Source organism: Embleya sp. NBC_00888 (genome assembly GCF_045207655.1).
Lineage (GTDB): Bacteria > Actinomycetota > Actinomycetes > Streptomycetales > Streptomycetaceae > Embleya.
The window spans coordinates 7568495-7585883 of sequence record NZ_CP108784.1 but is presented as its reverse complement, the minus strand read 5'-3'; the positions used below and the strand labels follow the sequence as shown (position 1 = coordinate 7585883).

At 72.7% G+C, this 17389-nt stretch carries 16 protein-coding genes; 8 read left to right on the top strand and 8 right to left on the bottom strand.

All coding sequences use genetic code 11. The features are described 5' to 3' along the window. Nucleotides 1–18 precede the first annotated feature (18 nt). Both OG948_RS32420 and OG948_RS32415 read right to left on the bottom strand, forming a co-directional pair. A complete protein-coding gene (locus OG948_RS32420) occupies nt 19–912 on the bottom strand; it encodes a family 3 encapsulin nanocompartment shell protein (protein WP_406299870.1) in 894 nt (297 codons plus the stop codon). 51 nt (nt 913–963) lie between these two features. Continuing rightward, entirely contained in the window at nt 964–1383 is a 420-nt protein-coding gene (locus OG948_RS32415) for a hypothetical protein (RefSeq protein WP_406299869.1), read from the bottom strand. A gap of 64 nt (nt 1384–1447) precedes the next feature. Between OG948_RS32415 and OG948_RS32410 the strand changes: the two genes are divergently transcribed. Next, complete coding sequence (locus OG948_RS32410) at nt 1448–2389, top strand: LysR substrate-binding domain-containing protein (protein WP_406299868.1); 942 nt, start codon at nt 1448–1450, stop codon at nt 2387–2389. 74 nt (nt 2390–2463) lie between these two features. Here the strand turns inward: OG948_RS32410 and OG948_RS32405 are convergent, their stop codons facing one another. Next, entirely contained in the window at nt 2464–3246 is a 783-nt protein-coding gene (locus tag OG948_RS32405) for an SDR family oxidoreductase (protein WP_406299867.1), read from the bottom strand. 285 nt (nt 3247–3531) lie between these two features. Between OG948_RS32405 and OG948_RS32400 the strand changes: the two genes are divergently transcribed. Genes OG948_RS32400 through OG948_RS32370 form a run of 7 tightly spaced genes read left to right on the top strand, consistent with a single transcriptional unit; the run spans nt 3532 to nt 10395 of the window. Then, nucleotides 3532–3714, top strand: a complete 183-nt coding sequence (locus tag OG948_RS32400; RefSeq protein WP_395867143.1) for a lysine biosynthesis protein LysW — start codon at nt 3532–3534, stop codon at nt 3712–3714. Between the two features lie 27 nt (nt 3715–3741). Then, nucleotides 3742–4647, top strand: coding sequence for a RimK family alpha-L-glutamate ligase (locus OG948_RS32395; RefSeq protein WP_406299866.1), 906 nt, complete (start codon nt 3742–3744; stop codon nt 4645–4647). Continuing rightward, on the top strand, nt 4644–5669 hold the full coding sequence (gene argC, locus OG948_RS32390) for an N-acetyl-gamma-glutamyl-phosphate reductase (RefSeq protein WP_406299864.1): 1026 nt from the start codon (nt 4644–4646) through the stop codon (nt 5667–5669). Before OG948_RS32395 ends, argC begins: the two co-directional genes overlap by 4 nt. A 57-nt stretch (nt 5670–5726) precedes the next feature. Next, nucleotides 5727–6632, top strand: coding sequence for a transketolase (locus tag OG948_RS32385; protein WP_406299863.1), 906 nt, complete (start codon nt 5727–5729; stop codon nt 6630–6632). Next, nucleotides 6629–7621, top strand: a complete 993-nt coding sequence (locus OG948_RS32380) for a transketolase family protein (protein ID WP_406299862.1) — start codon at nt 6629–6631, stop codon at nt 7619–7621. Before OG948_RS32385 ends, OG948_RS32380 begins: the two co-directional genes overlap by 4 nt. Beyond that, a complete protein-coding gene (locus OG948_RS32375) occupies nt 7621–9240 on the top strand; it encodes an AMP-binding protein (protein ID WP_406299861.1) in 1620 nt (539 codons plus the stop codon). Before OG948_RS32380 ends, OG948_RS32375 begins: the two co-directional genes overlap by 1 nt. A 9-nt stretch (nt 9241–9249) precedes the next feature. After that, entirely contained in the window at nt 9250–10395 is a 1146-nt protein-coding gene (locus OG948_RS32370; protein WP_406299860.1) for an acyl-CoA dehydrogenase family protein, read from the top strand. Between the two features lie 103 nt (nt 10396–10498). Here the strand turns inward: OG948_RS32370 and OG948_RS32365 are convergent, their stop codons facing one another. From OG948_RS32365 to OG948_RS32345, 5 genes are read right to left on the bottom strand one after another with little or no spacing between them, the layout of a single operon-like run. After that, complete coding sequence (locus OG948_RS32365) at nt 10499–11107, bottom strand: CGNR zinc finger domain-containing protein (RefSeq protein ID WP_406299859.1); 609 nt, start codon at nt 11105–11107, stop codon at nt 10499–10501. A 27-nt stretch (nt 11108–11134) separates the two neighbouring features. Continuing rightward, entirely contained in the window at nt 11135–12622 is a 1488-nt protein-coding gene (locus OG948_RS32360; protein WP_406299858.1) for an adenylosuccinate lyase family protein, read from the bottom strand. Then, the gene (locus tag OG948_RS32355; protein WP_406299857.1) at nt 12619–14616 is read right to left on the bottom strand and encodes an FAD/NAD(P)-binding protein; all 1998 of its coding nucleotides are present in this window, start codon (nt 14614–14616) and stop codon (nt 12619–12621) included. The genes OG948_RS32360 and OG948_RS32355 overlap by 4 nt, the downstream gene beginning before the upstream one ends. Next, on the bottom strand, nt 14613–15815 hold the full coding sequence (locus OG948_RS32350) for an FAD-dependent monooxygenase (protein WP_406299856.1): 1203 nt from the start codon (nt 15813–15815) through the stop codon (nt 14613–14615). Before OG948_RS32350 ends, OG948_RS32355 begins: the two co-directional genes overlap by 4 nt. Further along, nucleotides 15815–17386, bottom strand: a complete 1572-nt coding sequence (locus tag OG948_RS32345; protein WP_406299855.1) for a class I adenylate-forming enzyme family protein — start codon at nt 17384–17386, stop codon at nt 15815–15817. Before OG948_RS32345 ends, OG948_RS32350 begins: the two co-directional genes overlap by 1 nt. Nucleotides 17387–17389: the final 3 nt, after the last annotated feature.

Sequence of the window (17389 nt, the reverse complement as noted above, 5' to 3'; positions counted from 1 at the left end):
CGCGAGCACACTCCCTTCTCAGTCGCGGGTCAGCAGCAGGAAGTGCTGCGGAAGGTGAACGGCCAGTCCCACCCTGGTGGTTGCCTGCACCGCGTCGCCGCCGTCGGGTCCGGCGCCGCGACGCAGCGCGAGCGCGGCCACGTCCGGGACGAGCAGGGTCGCGGCGGCGCGGAAGTCGCCGAGCAGTACCCGGTCGCGCGGGATCATCCGGGTCCGGGAGACGGTGACGCCCGCTCGGGCCAGCAGGTCGAGGGTGCCGGTCTTGACCAACTCCCAGTAGGTGAAGGGGTGTACGACGATGCCGTCGCACGATCCACCGGTCTCCTCGACCTCGGCGGCGGCGGTGGTCAGGCCCTCGGCCAGGTCCGCGCCGAGCCGGCCGTGCCGGCTCTCGGGCAGCGTGAGCAGGCCGGGGATCGCCTTGTCCGCGCTGCCGTGCAGCAGCGACTCGTTCTCCACCACGGACAGCCGGACCAGCACGCGGTAGTCCACGAAGGACGCCAGCAGCGCGGGCTCGTCGAGCAGCCCGCGCGGGAGCGGTACGGACACCGTCAGGTCGGTGAGTTCGGCCTGCTCCAGGCGGGGCACGAAGGCGCCTTCGGGTGTGCTGCGATAGGAGGTGCCCGCCGCGGCGGAGGTCTCGGCGGGCGGCTCGTGCACGTACGGCACCCGACGGTCGGGCACCGACGCGGTCTTCAGCAGGTGCCGCACCGCGTAGCGCGGTCGGGTCGCGAACAGCGGGAAGACCTCGGGCAGATGGGCCCGGAACGGGACGACCCGATCCTCGGCGGCGGGCACACCGCCCATCGCCCAGGCGAATTCCTCCCCGGGACTGCGCGTGCGCAGCCCGGGATCGGCGAGCGTGACCCGGACTCCCTGCTCGACGGCGGGCCCGGCGGCGGCTCCCTGCATGGCGACTCCTCGGCTGGATCCGAACTCGGAAAGTTTCCCGAGTAATCGACGTTAGGCGTGATCTCCACCGCCGGGGGTCGCCGTCGAACGCGTGTTTTTATGACCCGGATAAGTGCGCGTGATTTCTCCGGACACCCGGGCGGGCGAATCGTCGACGAAATGGCAGCCGACGCCGCGCCGGCAAACGCCCGGTTCGGCGTCGCCCGTGCCCACCGAATGCCCGTTTGCCCGTACGCTCGTCGCGCACGACGCCCGCCGTCTGCCCGCTCGGCGCCGGATCATGCCACCGGATCGCATATTCGCATTCGGCCGTGAAAATCTCATGCCGAAGTCGTGAACCGTACTGTGGAACGGCCGGACGGCGCCCCGTACGCTGGTTTCGGCCGGCAATACGACGCCGAAGGCGCCGGCGCCGGCGCCGGCGCGGCCGAATTGCTCAGGTTTATTGATCTTGTTGCCGCACAGCATCATCTCGGCCCCGTCGCCACCCGAGCGTCAGGTGTGTGGCAAGACCCTTCATGGATGTGAGTGGAGAATGCATCACGACCTGCAAGTCAATCGACTGAGGGCCCTGTTGACCGTGGTCGACCTCGGCGGTTTCCGCCGGGCCGCGGAGGCTCTGCACATCACCCAGCCCGCCGTCAGCCAGCAGATCCGGCAGCTCAACGGTCTGATCAAGGGTCCGATCTTCACCTCGACCGGGCGCAATCTGCGGCTCAGCCCCCAGGGCGAGGAACTCCTCGGCTACGCCCGGCGGATCGTCGCGCTCAACGACGAGGCGGTGGACCGTTTCGTGCCGGCTGCCGGACACGAACGGCTCTCCATCGGGATCGTCAATCAACTCGCGGAGGCGTTACCGGAGTTCCTTCGGCTGGTCACCCGCAGGTTGCCGCAGGCGCAGGTGAGTGTGCGCACCGGCCTGAGCGAGGCGTTGGAGACCCAGGTGGGCACCGGCCAACTCGACCTGGCGCTGCTCCTGCAGACCCGCTCGGACGAACCGGCCGCCACCAGCTGCGGACTCGGCCACCTGCGGATGGACTGGTTCGGCCAGCCGGCGCACGGCGAGAACGCCGCGCTGCCGCTGACCCTGTTCACCGAGCCGTGCACCATGCGCGGCCGGATCGTGGACGCGCTGGACGCCTGCGACGTGCCGTGGCGGATCTCCTACGAGGGCCCCGAGTTGGTCGGGCTGCGCGCGGCGGCGAAGGCCGGCATGGGGGTCGCGTGCCTGGTGGCCAACGGGGACGAGTTGTGGGACCTGCCCAAGGCGGTCCGCCCCGGTCTGCCCGCCCCGCCCGGACCGTTGCCGGTGACGATGGCCTATCCCTCCGGTCTGGCCCCCTCGAACCTGCCGGCCATCGCGGAGAAGGCCTTTCGTCGGGCACTGCTCGGCTACCCGTTCGTGGATGCCCCGCCCGTCCCGGACCCGGGCCGCGCGAACCGCCCCGAGACCCGCCGGGTGCTCGCGCACCGGTAGCCGGTCCTCCCGCGCCGCGACCGGCGCGCGAACCCGGGTCGGGCGCGGCTCCGCCGGGACCCGCCGACCGCCGGTCAACCGCGGCATGCGGCCATCGCGCCGACGTCGCCGCCGTGCGTGTCGAAGACGAGACCGGTGACGGGCTCGGCCCGCTCGCTCGCCAGATACGCGGCCAGCGCCCCGAACTCGGCGCCGTCCCGGGTGCCTTGACCGCGGATCCGGTCGGCCACCCGAGCGATCTCGGCACCCGCCCCGGGATCGCCCCACAGTCGGGGGCCGGCACCGGGCCCCGCTCCCGGAACCAGCACGTTGGCCGTCACGCCGGTACCGTCCAGGGTGTCCACCAACCCGCGCAGATAGCCGATCAGGCCCATCCGGGCCATGCCGGACAAGCCCTCGCGCCCGTGCGGACGACGTGCCTTCGCCGGTGCGATCAGCAGCAACCGGCCCCAGCCGCCGCGCTTGACGATGGGCAGCGCGGCCAGCGTCGCGCTCACGTGCGGCAGCAGGTTCGCGTCGATCGCCGCGCGATAGTCGGCCAGCCGGAAGCCGTCCACCGGACCGGGCGTGATCGGGCCGGAGTTGGTCACCACGATGTCCAGACCGCCGAAGTTGTCGGCGGTACGGCGCACCCACTCGGCCACCGCGCACGGATCGTAGGGGTCCACCGGCATGCTCAGCACGTCGCCCGGCCCCAGCGCGTTGACCTCGACATGCGCGCGGGCCAGCCGGCGCGGGTCCAGGTCGCACAACGACACGTGCGCGCCCCGCACGGCGAGGCCCTTGGCCGCGGCCAGGCCCACACCGGCGCTCGACGCCATGACCATGGCGACGCGGTCTCGCGGTCGAACATTCATGATCGGGCCTTTCGATGTCGTTCTTGCGGCGACGAATCGCCCGAGGACGATTCCATCCGGGAAATATTAATCGCGAAACGACCGGTTGTACCGGCGTCGACAAGCAGGGCTGCTTATGCGGAAATCCTTCCCGGTTATGACCGGTCGACCATAACGGTTCGCTTTCGGTCCGATCAGATTTCCTCATTGGCATTTACCCGGGAAATCGCGTTACGGTTTTCAGTGGCAACCAGCCGACGGGTCGAGATCGCCCGGATATCACCACCACAGCCGGAGGTTGAACTCATGCAGCAGGTAGTGCAGGCCCCCGAGTGTCCCGAATGCGCGACGACGGTGACGCTCGACGAGGACGCCAGGGTGAGCGAGATCATCGAGTGCGTGGACTGTCGGAGCGAGTTGGAGATCGCGTCCGTGAAGCCGCCGAAGGTCGAGCTCGCGCCCGAGGTCGAAGAGGACTGGGGCGAATAGCGGGTACCGGGAGAGGGGATTCGGTCGATGACTTCGATCCGATCAGCGGTGAACCGGTCGGCGGCGACTGCGCCGGCCGCGTCCGCGCGCCTCGCCGTGCTCGCGTCCCGGGTGCGGTTCGAGGAGAAGAGCATCATGACCGCCCTCGACCGACGCGGGATCGCGTTCGAACACCTCGATCCCCGCACGCTGTTCGTCGCGAGCGGCACGTCGTACACCGGTCCCCGGCTGGTCCTCAACCGCGAGGTCGGGCACTTCCGGGCCCTGTACGCGGCGAGCGCGCTCGAGTCGGCGGGCGTGACGGTGGTCAACAGCGCCGCCGCCACCCACGTCGCCGGCGACAAGTGGCACACCTCGGCGGCCCTGCTCCGGCACGGGCTGCCCACGCCCAGGACCGCGCTGGCGATCACGCCCGACGCGGCCCTGGCCGCGCTCGAGGAGATCGGCTATCCGGCCGTGCTCAAACCGCTCGTCGGCTCCTGGGGACGACTGGTCACCCGGGTCACCGATCCGGCGATGGCCGGCGCCGTACTCGAACACATCGCCGCGCTCCCCTCCCCGCAGTCGCACGTGGTCTACGTACAGGAGCAGGTCGCCAAGGCCGATCGCGACATCCGCGTCCTGGTCGTGGCCGGCCGCGCGCTCGGCGGTACGTACCGCCGAAGCACCGAATGGCGCACCAACGTGGCGCGCGGCGCGGTGAGCGAACCCCTGCCGCCGAGCGCCGACCACGCCGAACTCGCGATCGCCGCCGCGGCCGCCGTCGGCACCGAACTGGCCGGTGTCGATCTGATCGAGGACCTGGAGGGACGGCTCACCGTGCTCGAAGTCAACGACCGGGTGGAGTTCACCGGCCTACAGGGCGCCCACGGCCGCGACCTCGACGTGGCCGGCGCCATCGCGGACCTGCTCGCGGCCGGGGTGCGGGCGTGATCCGGGTCGGGGTCGTCGGGGCGGCCGGCTACATCGGCGGCGAGCTGCTGCGGCTGCTCACCGTGCACCCCGGGGTCGAGCTCGCCGCCGCCACCTCGCGCACCCTGCGCGGCCGGCGGATCGACGGCGTGCACCCGAACCTGCGCGGGCGGACCGAACTCGACTTCTGCTCCGAGGAGCAACTGGACTTCTACGACGCCTTGTTCCTGGCCACCCCGCACCGCGAGACGATGCGCCGGATGCCGGAGTTCCTGGAGCTCGCGGACACCGTGATCGACCTGTCCGGGGACTTCCGCCTGCACGACAAGGACGTGTACGCCGACTACTACGGCGTCTCGCACACCGCGCCGGACCTGCTGGAGACGTTCGTGCCGGGACTGCCCGAGTTCCACCGCAGGCGACTGCGCACCGCGCGGCGGATCAGCGTACCGGGCTGCATGGCCACCGCCGGGATCCTCTCGCTGGTCCCGCTCGCCGAGGCCGGGCTGATCCGCGGCGAGGTCACCATCGACGCCCGGACCGGCTCCAGCGGCTCCGGCGCCAAGGCCGGCCCGGAGAACCTGCACGCCGAACGCAGCGGCGCACTCAGGGTCTTCGCCCCCACCCGGCACCGACACGAAGCGGAGATCGCGCAGGCCGCCGGAGTCCCGGTACGGATGACCGCGACCGGGATCGAGGCGATTCGCGGCGTGCAACTCGTCGGCCGGGCCCACCTGGTGCCGGGCGCGGACGAGCGCCGGGTCCGCGCCGCCTACCGCTCCCGCTACGCCGCGGAACCCTTCGTGCGCGTGGTCGCCCACCGGCGCGGCATGCACCGCTTTCCCGAGGCCAAGATCCTGGCCGGCTCGAACTTCTGCGACGTCGGTTTCGCGCTGGATCGCGGTTCGAGCCATCTCACCGTGATCGCGGCCCTGGACAACCTGGTCAAGGGCGGCGCGGGCAACGCGGTCCAGTGCCTGAACGTGCGGTTCGACATGCCCGAGCGGCTCGGTCTGGAGTTCACCGGGCTGCACCCGAATTGATCTGGAATCAGCGATATCGCGCACCACCCACACCGACCCAGGCGAAAGGATCCAGCGATGAGCAGCAGTCCCGCGACCCTGCCCGGTCCCGTCCCGCCGGGCCGGCACGATCGGCCGCAGTCGGCCGGCGAACCGGGCCCCACGGCCGACCCGAGCAAGGCCACCGGCCGGATCCGCGAACACATCGTGGACATGTGCGCCGGCCCCGAGGGCGGCCACCTGGGCGGCTCGATGTCGCTGGTCGAGGTGCTCACCACGTTGTACCTGCGGGTACTGCGGATCGACCCCCGTTTCCCGCAGGCGCCGGACCGCGACATCCTGCTGCTGAGCAAGGGCCACGGCGGAATCGGACTGTACGCGACGTTGTGCGAGGCCGGCTTCTTCGCCGAGGAGCGGCTCGCCGAGTACGCCCAGCCGGGCAGCCCGTTCATGGCCCACCCGCATCCGGAGATCCCCGGCGTGGAGATGCCGTCGGGTTCGCTGGGGCACGGCCTGGCCCTGGGCGTCGGCTTCGCGCTCGCGCACCGGCTCGAGGGGGGCGACCGCCGCTGCTTCGTGGTGATGGGCGACGGCGAGTTGGAGGAGGGCTCGGTGTGGGAGGCCGCCGCCGTGGCGGGCAACCACGGCCTGGACCGGCTGACCGCGATCATCGACCGCAACGGCCTGCAGATCACCGGTGGGACCGAGTCGGTCGGCGGCCTGGAACCGCTGGCGGACCGCTGGCGCGCGTTCGGCTGGCACGTCCACGAGGTGGACGGCCACGACATGGACGCGCTCACCCGGGTGTTGACCGCGCCGCCGGTCGCAAACCGACCCACCCTCGTCCTCGCGCACACCGTCAAGGGCAAGGGCATCCCGTTCGTCGAGGGCCAGACCCGCAGCCATTACGCCCGACTGGGCGAGCGGCAACAGCGGCGCGCCCACGCGGCGTTGCGCACGCAGACCCCCGGGGAGAGCCGATGACCACCGCCACCACCGCCGCACCGACTCCGAAACCGACCGCGGCGGCCGAGCCCCGCTCCTCGCGTGAGGTCTACCGCGACATCGTGGCCGAACTGCTGCCCGGCGACGAGCGCCTGGTCTGCCTGGACAGCGACACCGGCCTGTTCGCCGGCGTCGACTTCGGCACCGGACACGACCGCTACCTGAATCTGGGCATCGCCGAACACACCCTGATGGGCGCCGCCGCGGGGCTGGCCCGCGAGGGCCGGATGCCGTTGGTGAACACGATGGCGGCGTTCGCCGCGTCCCGGGCGCTGGAGGCCGTCAAGATCGACATCGCCCTGAACAACCTGCCGGTACGCATCGCGGCGACCCACTCCGGCGTGTCGGCGGGCCACCTGGGCCCCACCCATCACGGTCTGGAGGACCTGGCCGTGATGCGCACCCTGCCGAACATGACCGTCGTGGTGCCCGCCGACGCGGCCGGCACCGACACGCTCTTTCGCCAGGCGCTCGCGCTGCCCGGACCGGTCTACTTCCGGATGGGCCGCAACGCCACCCCCGACCTTCCCGCCGGGCCACCCCTGGAACTGGGCCGGGCACAGCGGCTCCGCCCCGGCACCGACATCACCATCGCCGCGTGCGGCCCGTACCCGGTGCTCGCCGCCCTGGCCGCGGCCGAGGAGTTGGCCGGCGAGGGCATCTCGGCCGGCGTCCTGCACGTGCACACGGTCAAACCGCTGGACACCGCCGCCCTCGCCGCGGCGGTCGGCCCCGGCGGCACGGTGATCACGGTCGAGGAGCACTGGCGCACCGCCGGCTTCGGCTCCGCCGTCGCCGAGGCGCTGACCGAACTCGTGCCGGTGCGGGTGCGTCGAGTGGCCATGCCGGACGCGTTCGTGTCGGTCGCGGGCGGCCAGCGGTATCTGGTCGAGCGCGGCGGCATCACCGCCCGCGCCATCGCCGCGTACGCCCGCTCGGCCGTCGACCCGACCCGAAAGGACCTGTGATGACCGGTTCGTACCGAGCGAACGGATGGTGGCGCGAGGAGACCCTCCTGGCCGACCTGCGGCGCGCGGTGGCCCGCCATCCCGACAAGGACGCCCTCGTCTGCTACCAGGACGACACCGTCGTGACCCTCACCTACGCCGAACTCGCGCACCGGGTCGACCGGTTCGCCGCCAACCTGGTCCGTCTGGGCGTGTGCCCGGGCGATGTGGTCACCCTGCAACTGCCCAACTCGTGGCAGTTGGTGGCACTGTGCCTGGCCTGCGCGCGGATGGGCGCGGTGGCCGGCCCGGTCGTCCCGGTCATGCGCCGGCGCGAGGTGGAGTTCATGACCGGCCTGACCGAGAGCCCGCTCTACATCGCGGCGGCCGAGTTCCGCGGCTTCTCCTATGCCCGGATGAGCGCGGAGGTGGCGCGGACCATGCCCACCCTGCGCCGGCGCGTGCTGCTCGGCGGGGACGGCGACGAAACCGCCGACGGGGCACTGGACTTCGACCGCGAACTGGTGGAACGCGAGCCGACGACGGGCGAACTGGCCGCCCTGGACCATCTGGAGGCGAACCCCGACGACGCCGCGCAGGTGATGTTCACCTCGGGCACCACCGGCGAGCCCAAGGGCGTGGTGCACAGCCACAACACGCTCTACGCGATGAACAAGGCGCAGGCCGACGTGCTCGGGCTCACCCCCGACGAGGTCACCGCGATGGGCTCGCCGACCTCCCATCAGGCGGGCTACACCTGGAACTTCGTGATGCCCCTGCTGCTCGGCGCGACCGCCGTCCAGGTGGACGCGTGGGATCCGGCGCTGATGTTGCGCGTGCTGGAGGAGCGTCGGGTCACCTTCTTCATGGGCGCGCCCACCTTCCTCTCCGACCTGATCCAGGTGCAGCGCACCGCTCCCCGGGACCTGTCCGCGCTGACCACGTTCGCCACCGGCAGCGCCCCGATCGCGCCGATGCTGGTCGAGGACGCGCGCGAGATCCTGGGCTGCCGGTTGTACGCGTTGTGGGGCATGACCGAGAACGGCTGTGTCACCATCACCCGTCCCGAGCAGCCCGCCCTGCGCGCCGCCGAGAGCGACGGCACCGCGGTGCCGGGGATGTGGGTGCGCGTCGTCGACCGCGACCACGGCGGGCCCGTGGCCGCCGGGGAGTCCGGGCTGCTCCAGGTGCGCGGTGCCGCGCAGTGTCTGGGCTACTTCCGCCGCCCCGAGGTGTACGCGGCGTCGGTCACCGAGGACGGCTGGTTCGACACCGGCGACCTGGCCCGTTCCGACGGACACGGCGGCATCCGGATCACCGGGCGGGTCAAGGACCTGATCATGCGCGGCGCGGAGAACATCCCGGTGGTCGAGGTGGAGGCCGCGCTGCTGCGCCACCACGCGATCAAGGACGTGGCGATCGTCGGCTACCCGGACGCCCGGCTGGGCGAACGCGCGTGTGCGGTCGTGGTCCCGGCGGGGCCCGCGCCGACGCTCGCCGACCTGCAGACCCACCTCGCCGGCCTGGACATGGCCAAGCGCTACTGGCCCGAGCGGGTGGAGATCGCGACCGCGCTGCCCCGGACGCCGTCCGGAAAGGTGCAGAAGTTCGCCCTGCGCGACCGATTCCAACAAGCCTGAGGAGGGGCCATGGACTTCACCTTCACCGCCGATCAGAACGAACTCGCGGAGCACGTGCACAAATTCGCCGACTCGCGGATCGCCCCGCACGCCCGGCAGAGCGACGCGCGCGGCAGCTATCGGCCCGGCCTGCTCGCCGAGATGGGCGCCGAGGGCCTGTTCGGTCTGCGCATCCCGCGGGAGTACGGCGGGAGAGAACTGGACGCGACGAGCGCGGGCATCGCGCTGGCCGAACTGGCCGCGGCCGACCTGTCGGTGTGCTTCCCGGTGCTCAACGCGGCGCTGGTGGGCGGTGTGCTGGCGGCGAACGGTACGCCCGGGCAACTCGCCGAGTGGTTGCCGTCGATCGCCTCCGGCGACACGATCGTGGCCCTCGCGCTGACCGAGCCCGCGCACGGCACCGACGCGGCGAACATCGGGATGCGCGCGGAACCCACCGCCGACGGCTGGGTGCTTTCCGGCGAGAAGACCTCGATCATGGCCGCGATGTACGCCGGCCACGCGCTGGTCTTCGCGCGCACCGGCGAGGCGGGCGCGCACGGCGTCACCGCCTTCTACGTGCGGCTCGACGACGCGCACGTGACCCGCGAACAGCTCGACGACCTGGGCTGCCGGGCCGGTGGCCGAGGCCGGCTGCTCCTGGACGGGTTGCCGGTGGGTGCGCGGGACGTGGTCGGCACGCCCGGCCGCGGCTTCGTCGAGGTGATGCGCGGCTTCGGTGTCTCCCGGGCGCTGATCTCGCTGATGGCGATCGCGGTCGGGCAGGCCGCACTCGACGAGGCGGTCGGGCACGCCGGGCGGCGCGAGGCGTTCGGGCAGCCGATCGGCCGGTTCCAGTCGGTGGCCTTCGCCCTGGTCGAGCACGCGACGATGTTGCACGCCGCGCGCCTGGTCGCCTACGAGGCGCTGGCGCTGGCGGACGCCGGCGAGGATCCGCGGATCCCGGCGAACATGGCCAAGTGGTGGGCCCCCAAGGCCGCGATGGACGCCGTGCACCAGGCGCTGCTGACCTTCGGCCAACTCGGCTGGACCGAGGACGGCCCGATCGCCCGCCGGCTCCGCGACGTGATCGGCCTGCAACTCGCCGACGGCACCGCCGCCGCCACCAAGCTCGTGGTGGCCCGCAAACTCCTGGGCCGCACCGCCGCGCCGTGAGACGACGGGAGGCCGCCGGACCACGGCCGAAGACGGCCGGCGGCGGGGGACGCAACCATGAGACACGAGAGACCGGGCGCTCGAACGCCGATCCCGCCCCGGGTCATCCCCCGGACGAACCGGCGTTCGAGGTCGCTCGCGTCCCCCGGTAGGTGGCCATCTTGGCCCGCGTGCCGCATACCGCCATCGAGCACCAACGGCTGCCCCGGTTGCGCGAGCGATCGTAGAAGGCCCATTCACAGCGGTGTTCGTTGCACGACTTCAGCCGCCGCCAGGTGCCGTCGAGCCGCGCCTCGACGGTGGCCGCCAGCACCGCGGCCCATACGCCGGGCAGTTCCGTCCGGGCCGGCCGGAGCACCGGGTCCGGCCCGCCACCGTCGAATCCGACGACCAGCGGGCATTCCCGCGCGACCTGGTCGAGGGCCCGTCGGGCCCGCTCGTCGGTCGGCGCGCCGTTGTTCTCGCGCAGGAGCCCCCGCAGCGCCTCGCGCAGCGTGATCGTCCGCGCGAGGTCGAGGTCGAGGTCGTCCGGCGCGGTCGCCGGCGGCGCGAAGCCGTTGCGCGCCAGCCAGCGGTTCAGGCCCTCGACCGAGGCGAACTCGTCCGGGCCGAACTCGACGTTGACGCTGTTCACGAATGCCTGCACCAGCGCGAGTCCGCCCGGTGCGACGGCCCGGTCTCCCGGCTGTCGGATTTCGCGTTGTGACCGCATGCCATTCATGCTACCGGTGTCTCCGTTTCACTGGTAGTTCCCCGCTCGCCCGTGCTCCCGGCCGGGCGAACCGAGCGCACGATCGACCATCACCCCCGCACCCCCGGTGTACCCGGCCGGGTCCAGGAGTTCCGCCAGCCGCTCGGCGGAGATCCGCGCCGTGACCTCCGGCTCGCCGGCCAGCACCTCGGCCAACGACCGCCCGGTCCGCACCGCGCTCGCGGACGCCGCGGCCGACAGCGCCTTGGCCCGGTCCCGTCCGAGCGCGGGGGTCAGGATCGCCGCGAGCCGCTCGGTGACCATGTGGCCGCCGGTCGACTCCAGGTTGGCGCGCATGCGTTCGGGGTGGACGACCAGGCCCTCGGCGAGCTCGACGGCCGTGTGCGCGGCGCCGCCCGCGAGCCGCAGGCCCTCGCGCAACAACAGCCATTCGGCGTGCCACGCGCCCGCCGAGCGCTCGTCCTCGGCGACCGAACACCCGGACAACGCCGCCGCGATCGCCGGCACCTGGAGCGCCGCGCTGCGAATCAGCGTGGACAACACCGGATTGTGCTTGTGCGGCATCGCCGACGATCCGCCCCGGCCCGCCACGTCGGGTTCGGCCACTTCCCCCACCTCGGTCCGCGCCAACACCTGCACATCCACCGCGATCTTGCCCAGCACGCCGGTGGTACCCGCCAACACGGCGGCCAGGTCGATCATCGGGGTGCGCAGCGCGTGCCACGGCAACGGCGTCCGGCCCAGACCGGTTTCGGCGGCGAACGCGTCGACCAGCGCCTCGATGTAGGCGCCCGGATCGAGCCGTTCGGCCGAGCCGTCGAGGACCGAGTCGTCGAGCGCCGCGTATTCGAGATAGGCCGCCAGCGTGCCGGCCGCGCCGCCGAGCGACACCGGCAGGCCGTCCGCGAGCAGCGCGTCGATCCGTCGTCGGGCGTCCAGGACCGACTGTCGCCAGCCCGCCGCCTTGAGGCCGAAGGTGGTGGGCACCGCGTGCAGGGTCAGGGTGCGCCCGGCCAGCACGGTGTCCCGATACCGCTCGGCGAGCGCGCCCAGCGCGTCGGCGATCCGGGTCAGGTCGGTCCGTACGATGCCCAGGGCCCGCGCGGCGATCAACATCGCGCCGGTGTCCAGGATGTCCTGGCTGGTCGAACCGCGGTGCACGAACTCGGCCGCTGCCGGGTCTTGCTCGGCCACCGCCCGGGTGAGCGCGGCGACCAGCGCGACCACCGGATTGGCACTCTCCCGGGCGGCCAGGGCCACCTCGCGCAGATCGAAGCGCTCGGCCCGGGCCGTCGCGGTGATGATCTCGGCGGCGACCCGCGGCAGGGTGCCCAGCCGCGCCTGGGCCCGGGCGAGCGCGGCCTCCGCGTCGAGCATGGCCTGGAGCCAGGCCCGATCGCACACGGCCGCCTCCACCGGCGTCCCGACCCGGACCGGGGACAGCAGTCCGGCGTCCTGCTCGATGTCCGGGCGGGCGCCCACGTGTTGCTCGAGTACGTGCGGGACTGCGGTCACACGATCACTCCGTTCGGGGTGATTTCCGGGTCGGTCGACAACATCGGACGCACGTTCGCCGGCGTTCGGGAGGCGGCGGGCAGCGCGAGGACCGCGCGGGCGATCGCGTCCGAGTCGGCGAGCGTGACCGAGTCCACGCCGGGTCGGATCCCGGCGGCGGTGACCCAGTGCACCGATTCGGTCGGCACGCCGTAGGCGAATCGGCGCGGATGCGGCCGGTCCCGCCCGTCGATCAGCCGGTACGGCCGCTCGGTCACCGCCAGGCCGCCGGTCTCGTAGTCCTCGCCGCCGACACCGCGGATCCGGTACGGCGCGGCCTGGTCGGTGTTCAGCAGGTGGCGCAACAGCGGGTCCTCGGTCCGGCGCAGGTCCGGCTCGGGCAGCCGGGCCTCGATCAACACCGCGGCGCGTACCGGCGGGCCCGGCACCATGGTGGAGGCGGCCACGAACGCCGGTTCGGCGACGTCCAGGCAGATTCGGGTGCCGGGCCCGGTCAGGGTCAGCACGCCGGCCTCGATGAGCGCGATCATCTGCTCGATCCGGGCGGCCGGCGGGCCGATCGACAGGAAGCCGTTGAGCGGCGTGTACCACCCCTCCAGGTCGTCCCGGTGCGAGTCGCCGGACAGGCCGCCGTGATCGACCGCGAGCCGGATCTCGTTGCGCAGGTCCCGCAGGACATCCAGCGCGGCCTTGAGCGGTCCGTCCACGTTCCCCTCGCGGGCCGCCGCGACGTCCCGCTCCAGGTACTCCACCAGCCACCCGGTGAACTCCGCCCGGCTCGCGAACTCCCGCTCGCCGTAGGGCCTGGAGATCGCCGACCAGTCCCAGTGCGCGGCCCGCTCGATGCCGTACGCGAGGGCCAGGTCGGCGCTCTCCTCGTCCGAACCCGCCGCCAGGTACGCCCGGGTGAACGCCGCGCATTCGGCCTCCCGGCGGCCTCGCCGGCGCAACAGCGCCGCGTAGTAGACGCTTTCCACCTCGCGGACGATCAGCGGCCACAGGTCTGCGGTGAAGTCGACCGGCCGCCCCTCCCGGGCACGCCGCCGCAGGCCCTCGGCGTACTCTGGGGTCAGCAGCCGCGGAACATACCGCCCGTGCGCGCCCTTCTGGTTCTCCCCACGTGCGTGGTAGGGCACGCCGCGCCGCGAACTCGCGTACAGGGCCGGTTCGTTCCCCGACGGGTGATACAGCGTCCGCCCGTCCTCGGCGCGACCGAAGCGGCCTCCCCTGCCGCTGCTGAACAGGGCCATGTGGTCGAAGAAGTTGAGCCCCAGGCCGCGCAACAACACGTTCTCGCCGGGCCGGACCCGATCCAGGTCCAGGTCCGCCGGGTTGGCCGGGGTGATGTAGGTCAGGTGGTGGATCCGGGCCAGGCTCGCGGTGCGGGCCTCCCGTGCGGACAGCCGGGCCGGCAGGTGGCCCAGGGCCAGTACCACCGCGTCCAACTCGTGCAGTCGAGTGCCGTCCTCCAGTCGCACCCCCTGCGGGCCGCCCGGTATGCCGTGCGTGTCCGCCAGCGCCACCGCGCGCGAGCGGTGCACCCGCACCGCGACATGCGCCGGCGCGCGGGCCACCACCCGCTCGAACGCGTCGTGCAGGTAGCGGCCGTAGAACGCGCGCGTGGGGTAGTCGTCGGGCCCCAGCGCGCGGGCCTCGGCGAGGATCTCCGCGCCGAGGTCGCCCGCTTCGCCCGCGACCGCCGCCGACCGCGCCCATGCGTACAGGCTCGGCCCGGGCACGATCGGCCCCTCGATCCGCGAGCTCGCGTCGGTGTACACGGTGATCTGCGCCGCGACGGTGTTCATCAGCAGGTGCTGGGACTGCTCCGAACGCCAGACCGCGCCGGCTCCCGGCGAGGCGGGGTCGACCACGTGGATCGTGACCTCCGGATGGGTGGGCGCGGCGCGTTCGTTGGCGCACAGGCGCTCCAGGACGGAGAGCCCGCGCGGCCCCGCGCCCACGACGCAGACCCGGGTCGGGCCGGCCACGCTCATGCCGCCGCCTCCTCGGCGCGCGGCCCGCCGACCCGGAACCCGTGCATCCAGGCCACGTGGTCGTGCAGTCGATCGGCCGACATCGCGCCGAGCAGCGCGTTCCTGGTCTCGGCCGCGGCGCCCGCGGGATGCCACAGGCGGATGCTGTCGCGCGCGGCAAGCGTGATCCGGGTGGTCCGCTCGTGCCGCGCGTCGCGGTACCCGGCCAGGCGCTGCGGCAGTTCGTCGGCGCGCGCACCGGCCAGTCGAGCGCCGAGCACGACGGCGTCCTCCAGGGCCTGACACGCGCCCTGCGCCGCGTAGTGCAGCATCGGGTGGGCCGCGTCGCCCAGCAGCGCGACCCGGCCGTCGGTCCATCGGGACACCGGGTCGCGGTCGACCAACATCCAGGTCTTCCAGTCCGCGCCGAGTTCCAACAGCCGCTGTGCCGTACCGCCCAGGGCGGCGAGTTCGCCCAGCACCCGGTCCCGGTGCACGCATTCGCCGGCGACGGCCTCGGTGCCGCCGTCCGCGCGGCTGGCCGCGAGGTTGAGGAAGCGACCGCCGGCGATCGGATAGTGCACGAAGTGGCAGCCGGGCCCGGCCCACCACACCACCGACCGGTCGAAGCGCAGCGCGTCGGGCACCCGTTCCATCGGGATCACCGCCCGGTACACGCTGATCCCGGAGATCCGCGGCTCGCCGTCGCCGATCAGCCGGGCCCTGATCGCGGAGTGGATCCCGTCCGCGCCGATCAGTACGTCGCCGGTGATCCCGGTGCCGTCCGCGAGCACGGCCGTCGCGCTCGTGGCGTCCCGGGCGTAGTCGACCACGTGCGCGCCGGCGTACAGCGACACGGCGTCGGCGGCCAGGCACGCGTCGAGCAGCGCCCGGTGCAGTTCCGCGCGATGCACGACGACGTAGGGGCCGGCGAAGCGGCGCCGGTACTGCTCGGTCAACGGCAGGCTCGCCACGTGCGCACCGGTGACGCCGTCCATGAAGCGCAGTTCGGCCATCCGCACCGCGGCCGCGCGCACCGCCGCGCCCACGCCCAGGACGTCCAGGGCGTGCAGTCCGTTGGGGGCCAGTTGGATGCCGGCGCCGATCTCGGCGAACTCGTCCGCGCGTTCGAGCGCGACCGCGTGGTGTCCGCGGGCGGCCACCGCGAGAGCCGTGGCCAGCCCGCCGATCCCGCCGCCCGCGACGATGACCTCGGCCATCACGCACCCCGATCCTCGTCCTCGAGCCGGCGCGCCAACTCGAGGCGTTTGATCTTGGTGGTCGCGGTCTGCGGCAGGTCCTCGATCCGACGCTGGACCGGATCGGCCATGTCCGGCAGTTCGGCGGTGGCCGCGCGCCAGGCGTCCCGGTCGATGGGGCGGTCGTCCCTGGTGCACACCACCGGGACGGCGGTGCCGTCGGCGCCGGGCACGATGACCACCTCGGCGAGTTCGTCCAGCTTGTCGAACAGCGCGTCCTCGGCGGCCAGCGTCGAGCCGAAGCCCTCGATCAGGTCGACCTCGCGGTCCAGCAGGTGGATACAGCCCCACCTGGTCCGGTAGCCGACGTCGCCCATCCGCCACCAGCCGTCGGCGGACACCTGCGCGTCGTAGCGGTCCTGTTCGCCGAGGTAGGTGAGAACTCGTCCGTCGCTCTTGACCTCGATGAAGCCGGGGTGCTCGGCGGACGGCGGCCGGCCCGCCCGACCGACCACCCGGGCGGCGGTCATCCCGGGGAAGGGGCGGCCCACACAGCGACCGTCCGCGTCCGGGGCCCGGCCCCGGGTGAAGGCGCGCACCACGGCCGGCCCGACCTCGCTCTGGCCGTACAACTGGCCGAACAGCGGCGCGCGGCGCCGGGTGGCGGCCAGCAGCCGGTGCACGGTGCGCGGGTGGATCGCGTCGAAGGTGGAACTGAACAGCTTGACGCCGGCCAGCGGTTCGCGCGGATCGTCGGCCAACTCCTCCCATTCCATGAAGGTGTTGGGATGCGCCTCCAGCACCCCCGGGCGCAGCCGCGCGAACAGATCGGCGGCGCGTCGGGGATCGGAGTCGGCCAGCACGGCGATCGGGAAGCCGCGCAGCAGCGAGATGGCCAGCGCGGTGATCAGTCGGGAGTGCACGAACGAGACGTGCAGCGCGATGGTTTCCCGGCGCCGCAGGATCGGTGCGACGATCGCGGCCTGCGGCCGGTACCGGGCCTGGAGACTGCGGCCGGTGTGTACGGCGAGCTTGGGTACTCCGGTGGTGCCGGAGGTATGGGTGATCAGCGTCGGCTCCTCGGCGGGCCGGGTCACCGCGGGCACCCGGGCCGCCCCGGCGAACGCGTCGAGGGTGGTGGCGTCCGGATGTGTGCCGGCGCTCAGCAGCACCCGCGCGGTCTCGGCGAAGACCGCGCTCGGCAGCCCGTCGAGCTTGGCCCGGTCGGTGACCAGGAACGGCCGGTCGGTGCGCCGCACCAACTCGGCGACGGTCGCACCGTCGAGCATCGGCGACAGCAGCACCGGCACCCCGCCGATGCGAGCGATCGCGCAGGCCAGGAGGGTGATGTCGAAGCCGTCGGATTTGTGCACCACGACCCGGTCGCCGGGTCGGATCCCGGCCGCGTGCAGCCGGGCCGCGAAGTCGTCGATCAGGTCGGCGATCTCCGGGATGGTCGCGCGCCGGCCCAGCTCGGGGGCGATGTCCAGGTCGTGGTCGAGGATCAGGACGTTGGCCGGGTGTCGGGCCGCCGCGCGTTCGAAGAGCGTGCCCAGTCGGATGCCGCGATTACCGATGCGTTGCAAGAACATGAG

Excerpts from the sequence above, each read along its gene's own strand:
- OG948_RS32415 (WP_406299869.1), bottom strand. The coding sequence starts at position 1,383 with ATGATGCTGTGCGGCAACAAGATCAATAAACCTGAGCAATTCGGCCGC.
- OG948_RS32420 (WP_406299870.1), bottom strand. The coding sequence starts at position 912 with ATGCAGGGAGCCGCCGCCGGGCCCGCCGTCGAGCAGGGAGTCCGGGTC.
- OG948_RS32410 (WP_406299868.1), top strand. The coding sequence starts at position 1,448 with ATGCATCACGACCTGCAAGTCAATCGACTGAGGGCCCTGTTGACCGTG.
- OG948_RS32370 (WP_406299860.1), top strand. The coding sequence starts at position 9,250 with ATGGACTTCACCTTCACCGCCGATCAGAACGAACTCGCGGAGCACGTG.
- OG948_RS32385 (WP_406299863.1), top strand. The coding sequence starts at position 5,727 with ATGAGCAGCAGTCCCGCGACCCTGCCCGGTCCCGTCCCGCCGGGCCGG.
- OG948_RS32355 (WP_406299857.1), bottom strand. The coding sequence starts at position 14,616 with ATGAGCGTGGCCGGCCCGACCCGGGTCTGCGTCGTGGGCGCGGGGCCG.
- OG948_RS32350 (WP_406299856.1), bottom strand. The coding sequence starts at position 15,815 with ATGGCCGAGGTCATCGTCGCGGGCGGCGGGATCGGCGGGCTGGCCACG.
- OG948_RS32375 (WP_406299861.1), top strand. The coding sequence starts at position 7,621 with ATGACCGGTTCGTACCGAGCGAACGGATGGTGGCGCGAGGAGACCCTC.
- OG948_RS32380 (WP_406299862.1), top strand. The coding sequence starts at position 6,629 with ATGACCACCGCCACCACCGCCGCACCGACTCCGAAACCGACCGCGGCG.
- OG948_RS32365 (WP_406299859.1), bottom strand. The coding sequence starts at position 11,107 with ATGCGGTCACAACGCGAAATCCGACAGCCGGGAGACCGGGCCGTCGCA.
- OG948_RS32400 (WP_395867143.1), top strand. The coding sequence starts at position 3,532 with ATGCAGCAGGTAGTGCAGGCCCCCGAGTGTCCCGAATGCGCGACGACG.
- OG948_RS32405 (WP_406299867.1), bottom strand. The coding sequence starts at position 3,246 with ATGAATGTTCGACCGCGAGACCGCGTCGCCATGGTCATGGCGTCGAGC.
- OG948_RS32345 (WP_406299855.1), bottom strand. The coding sequence starts at position 17,386 with ATGTTCTTGCAACGCATCGGTAATCGCGGCATCCGACTGGGCACGCTC.
- OG948_RS32395 (WP_406299866.1), top strand. The coding sequence starts at position 3,742 with ATGACTTCGATCCGATCAGCGGTGAACCGGTCGGCGGCGACTGCGCCG.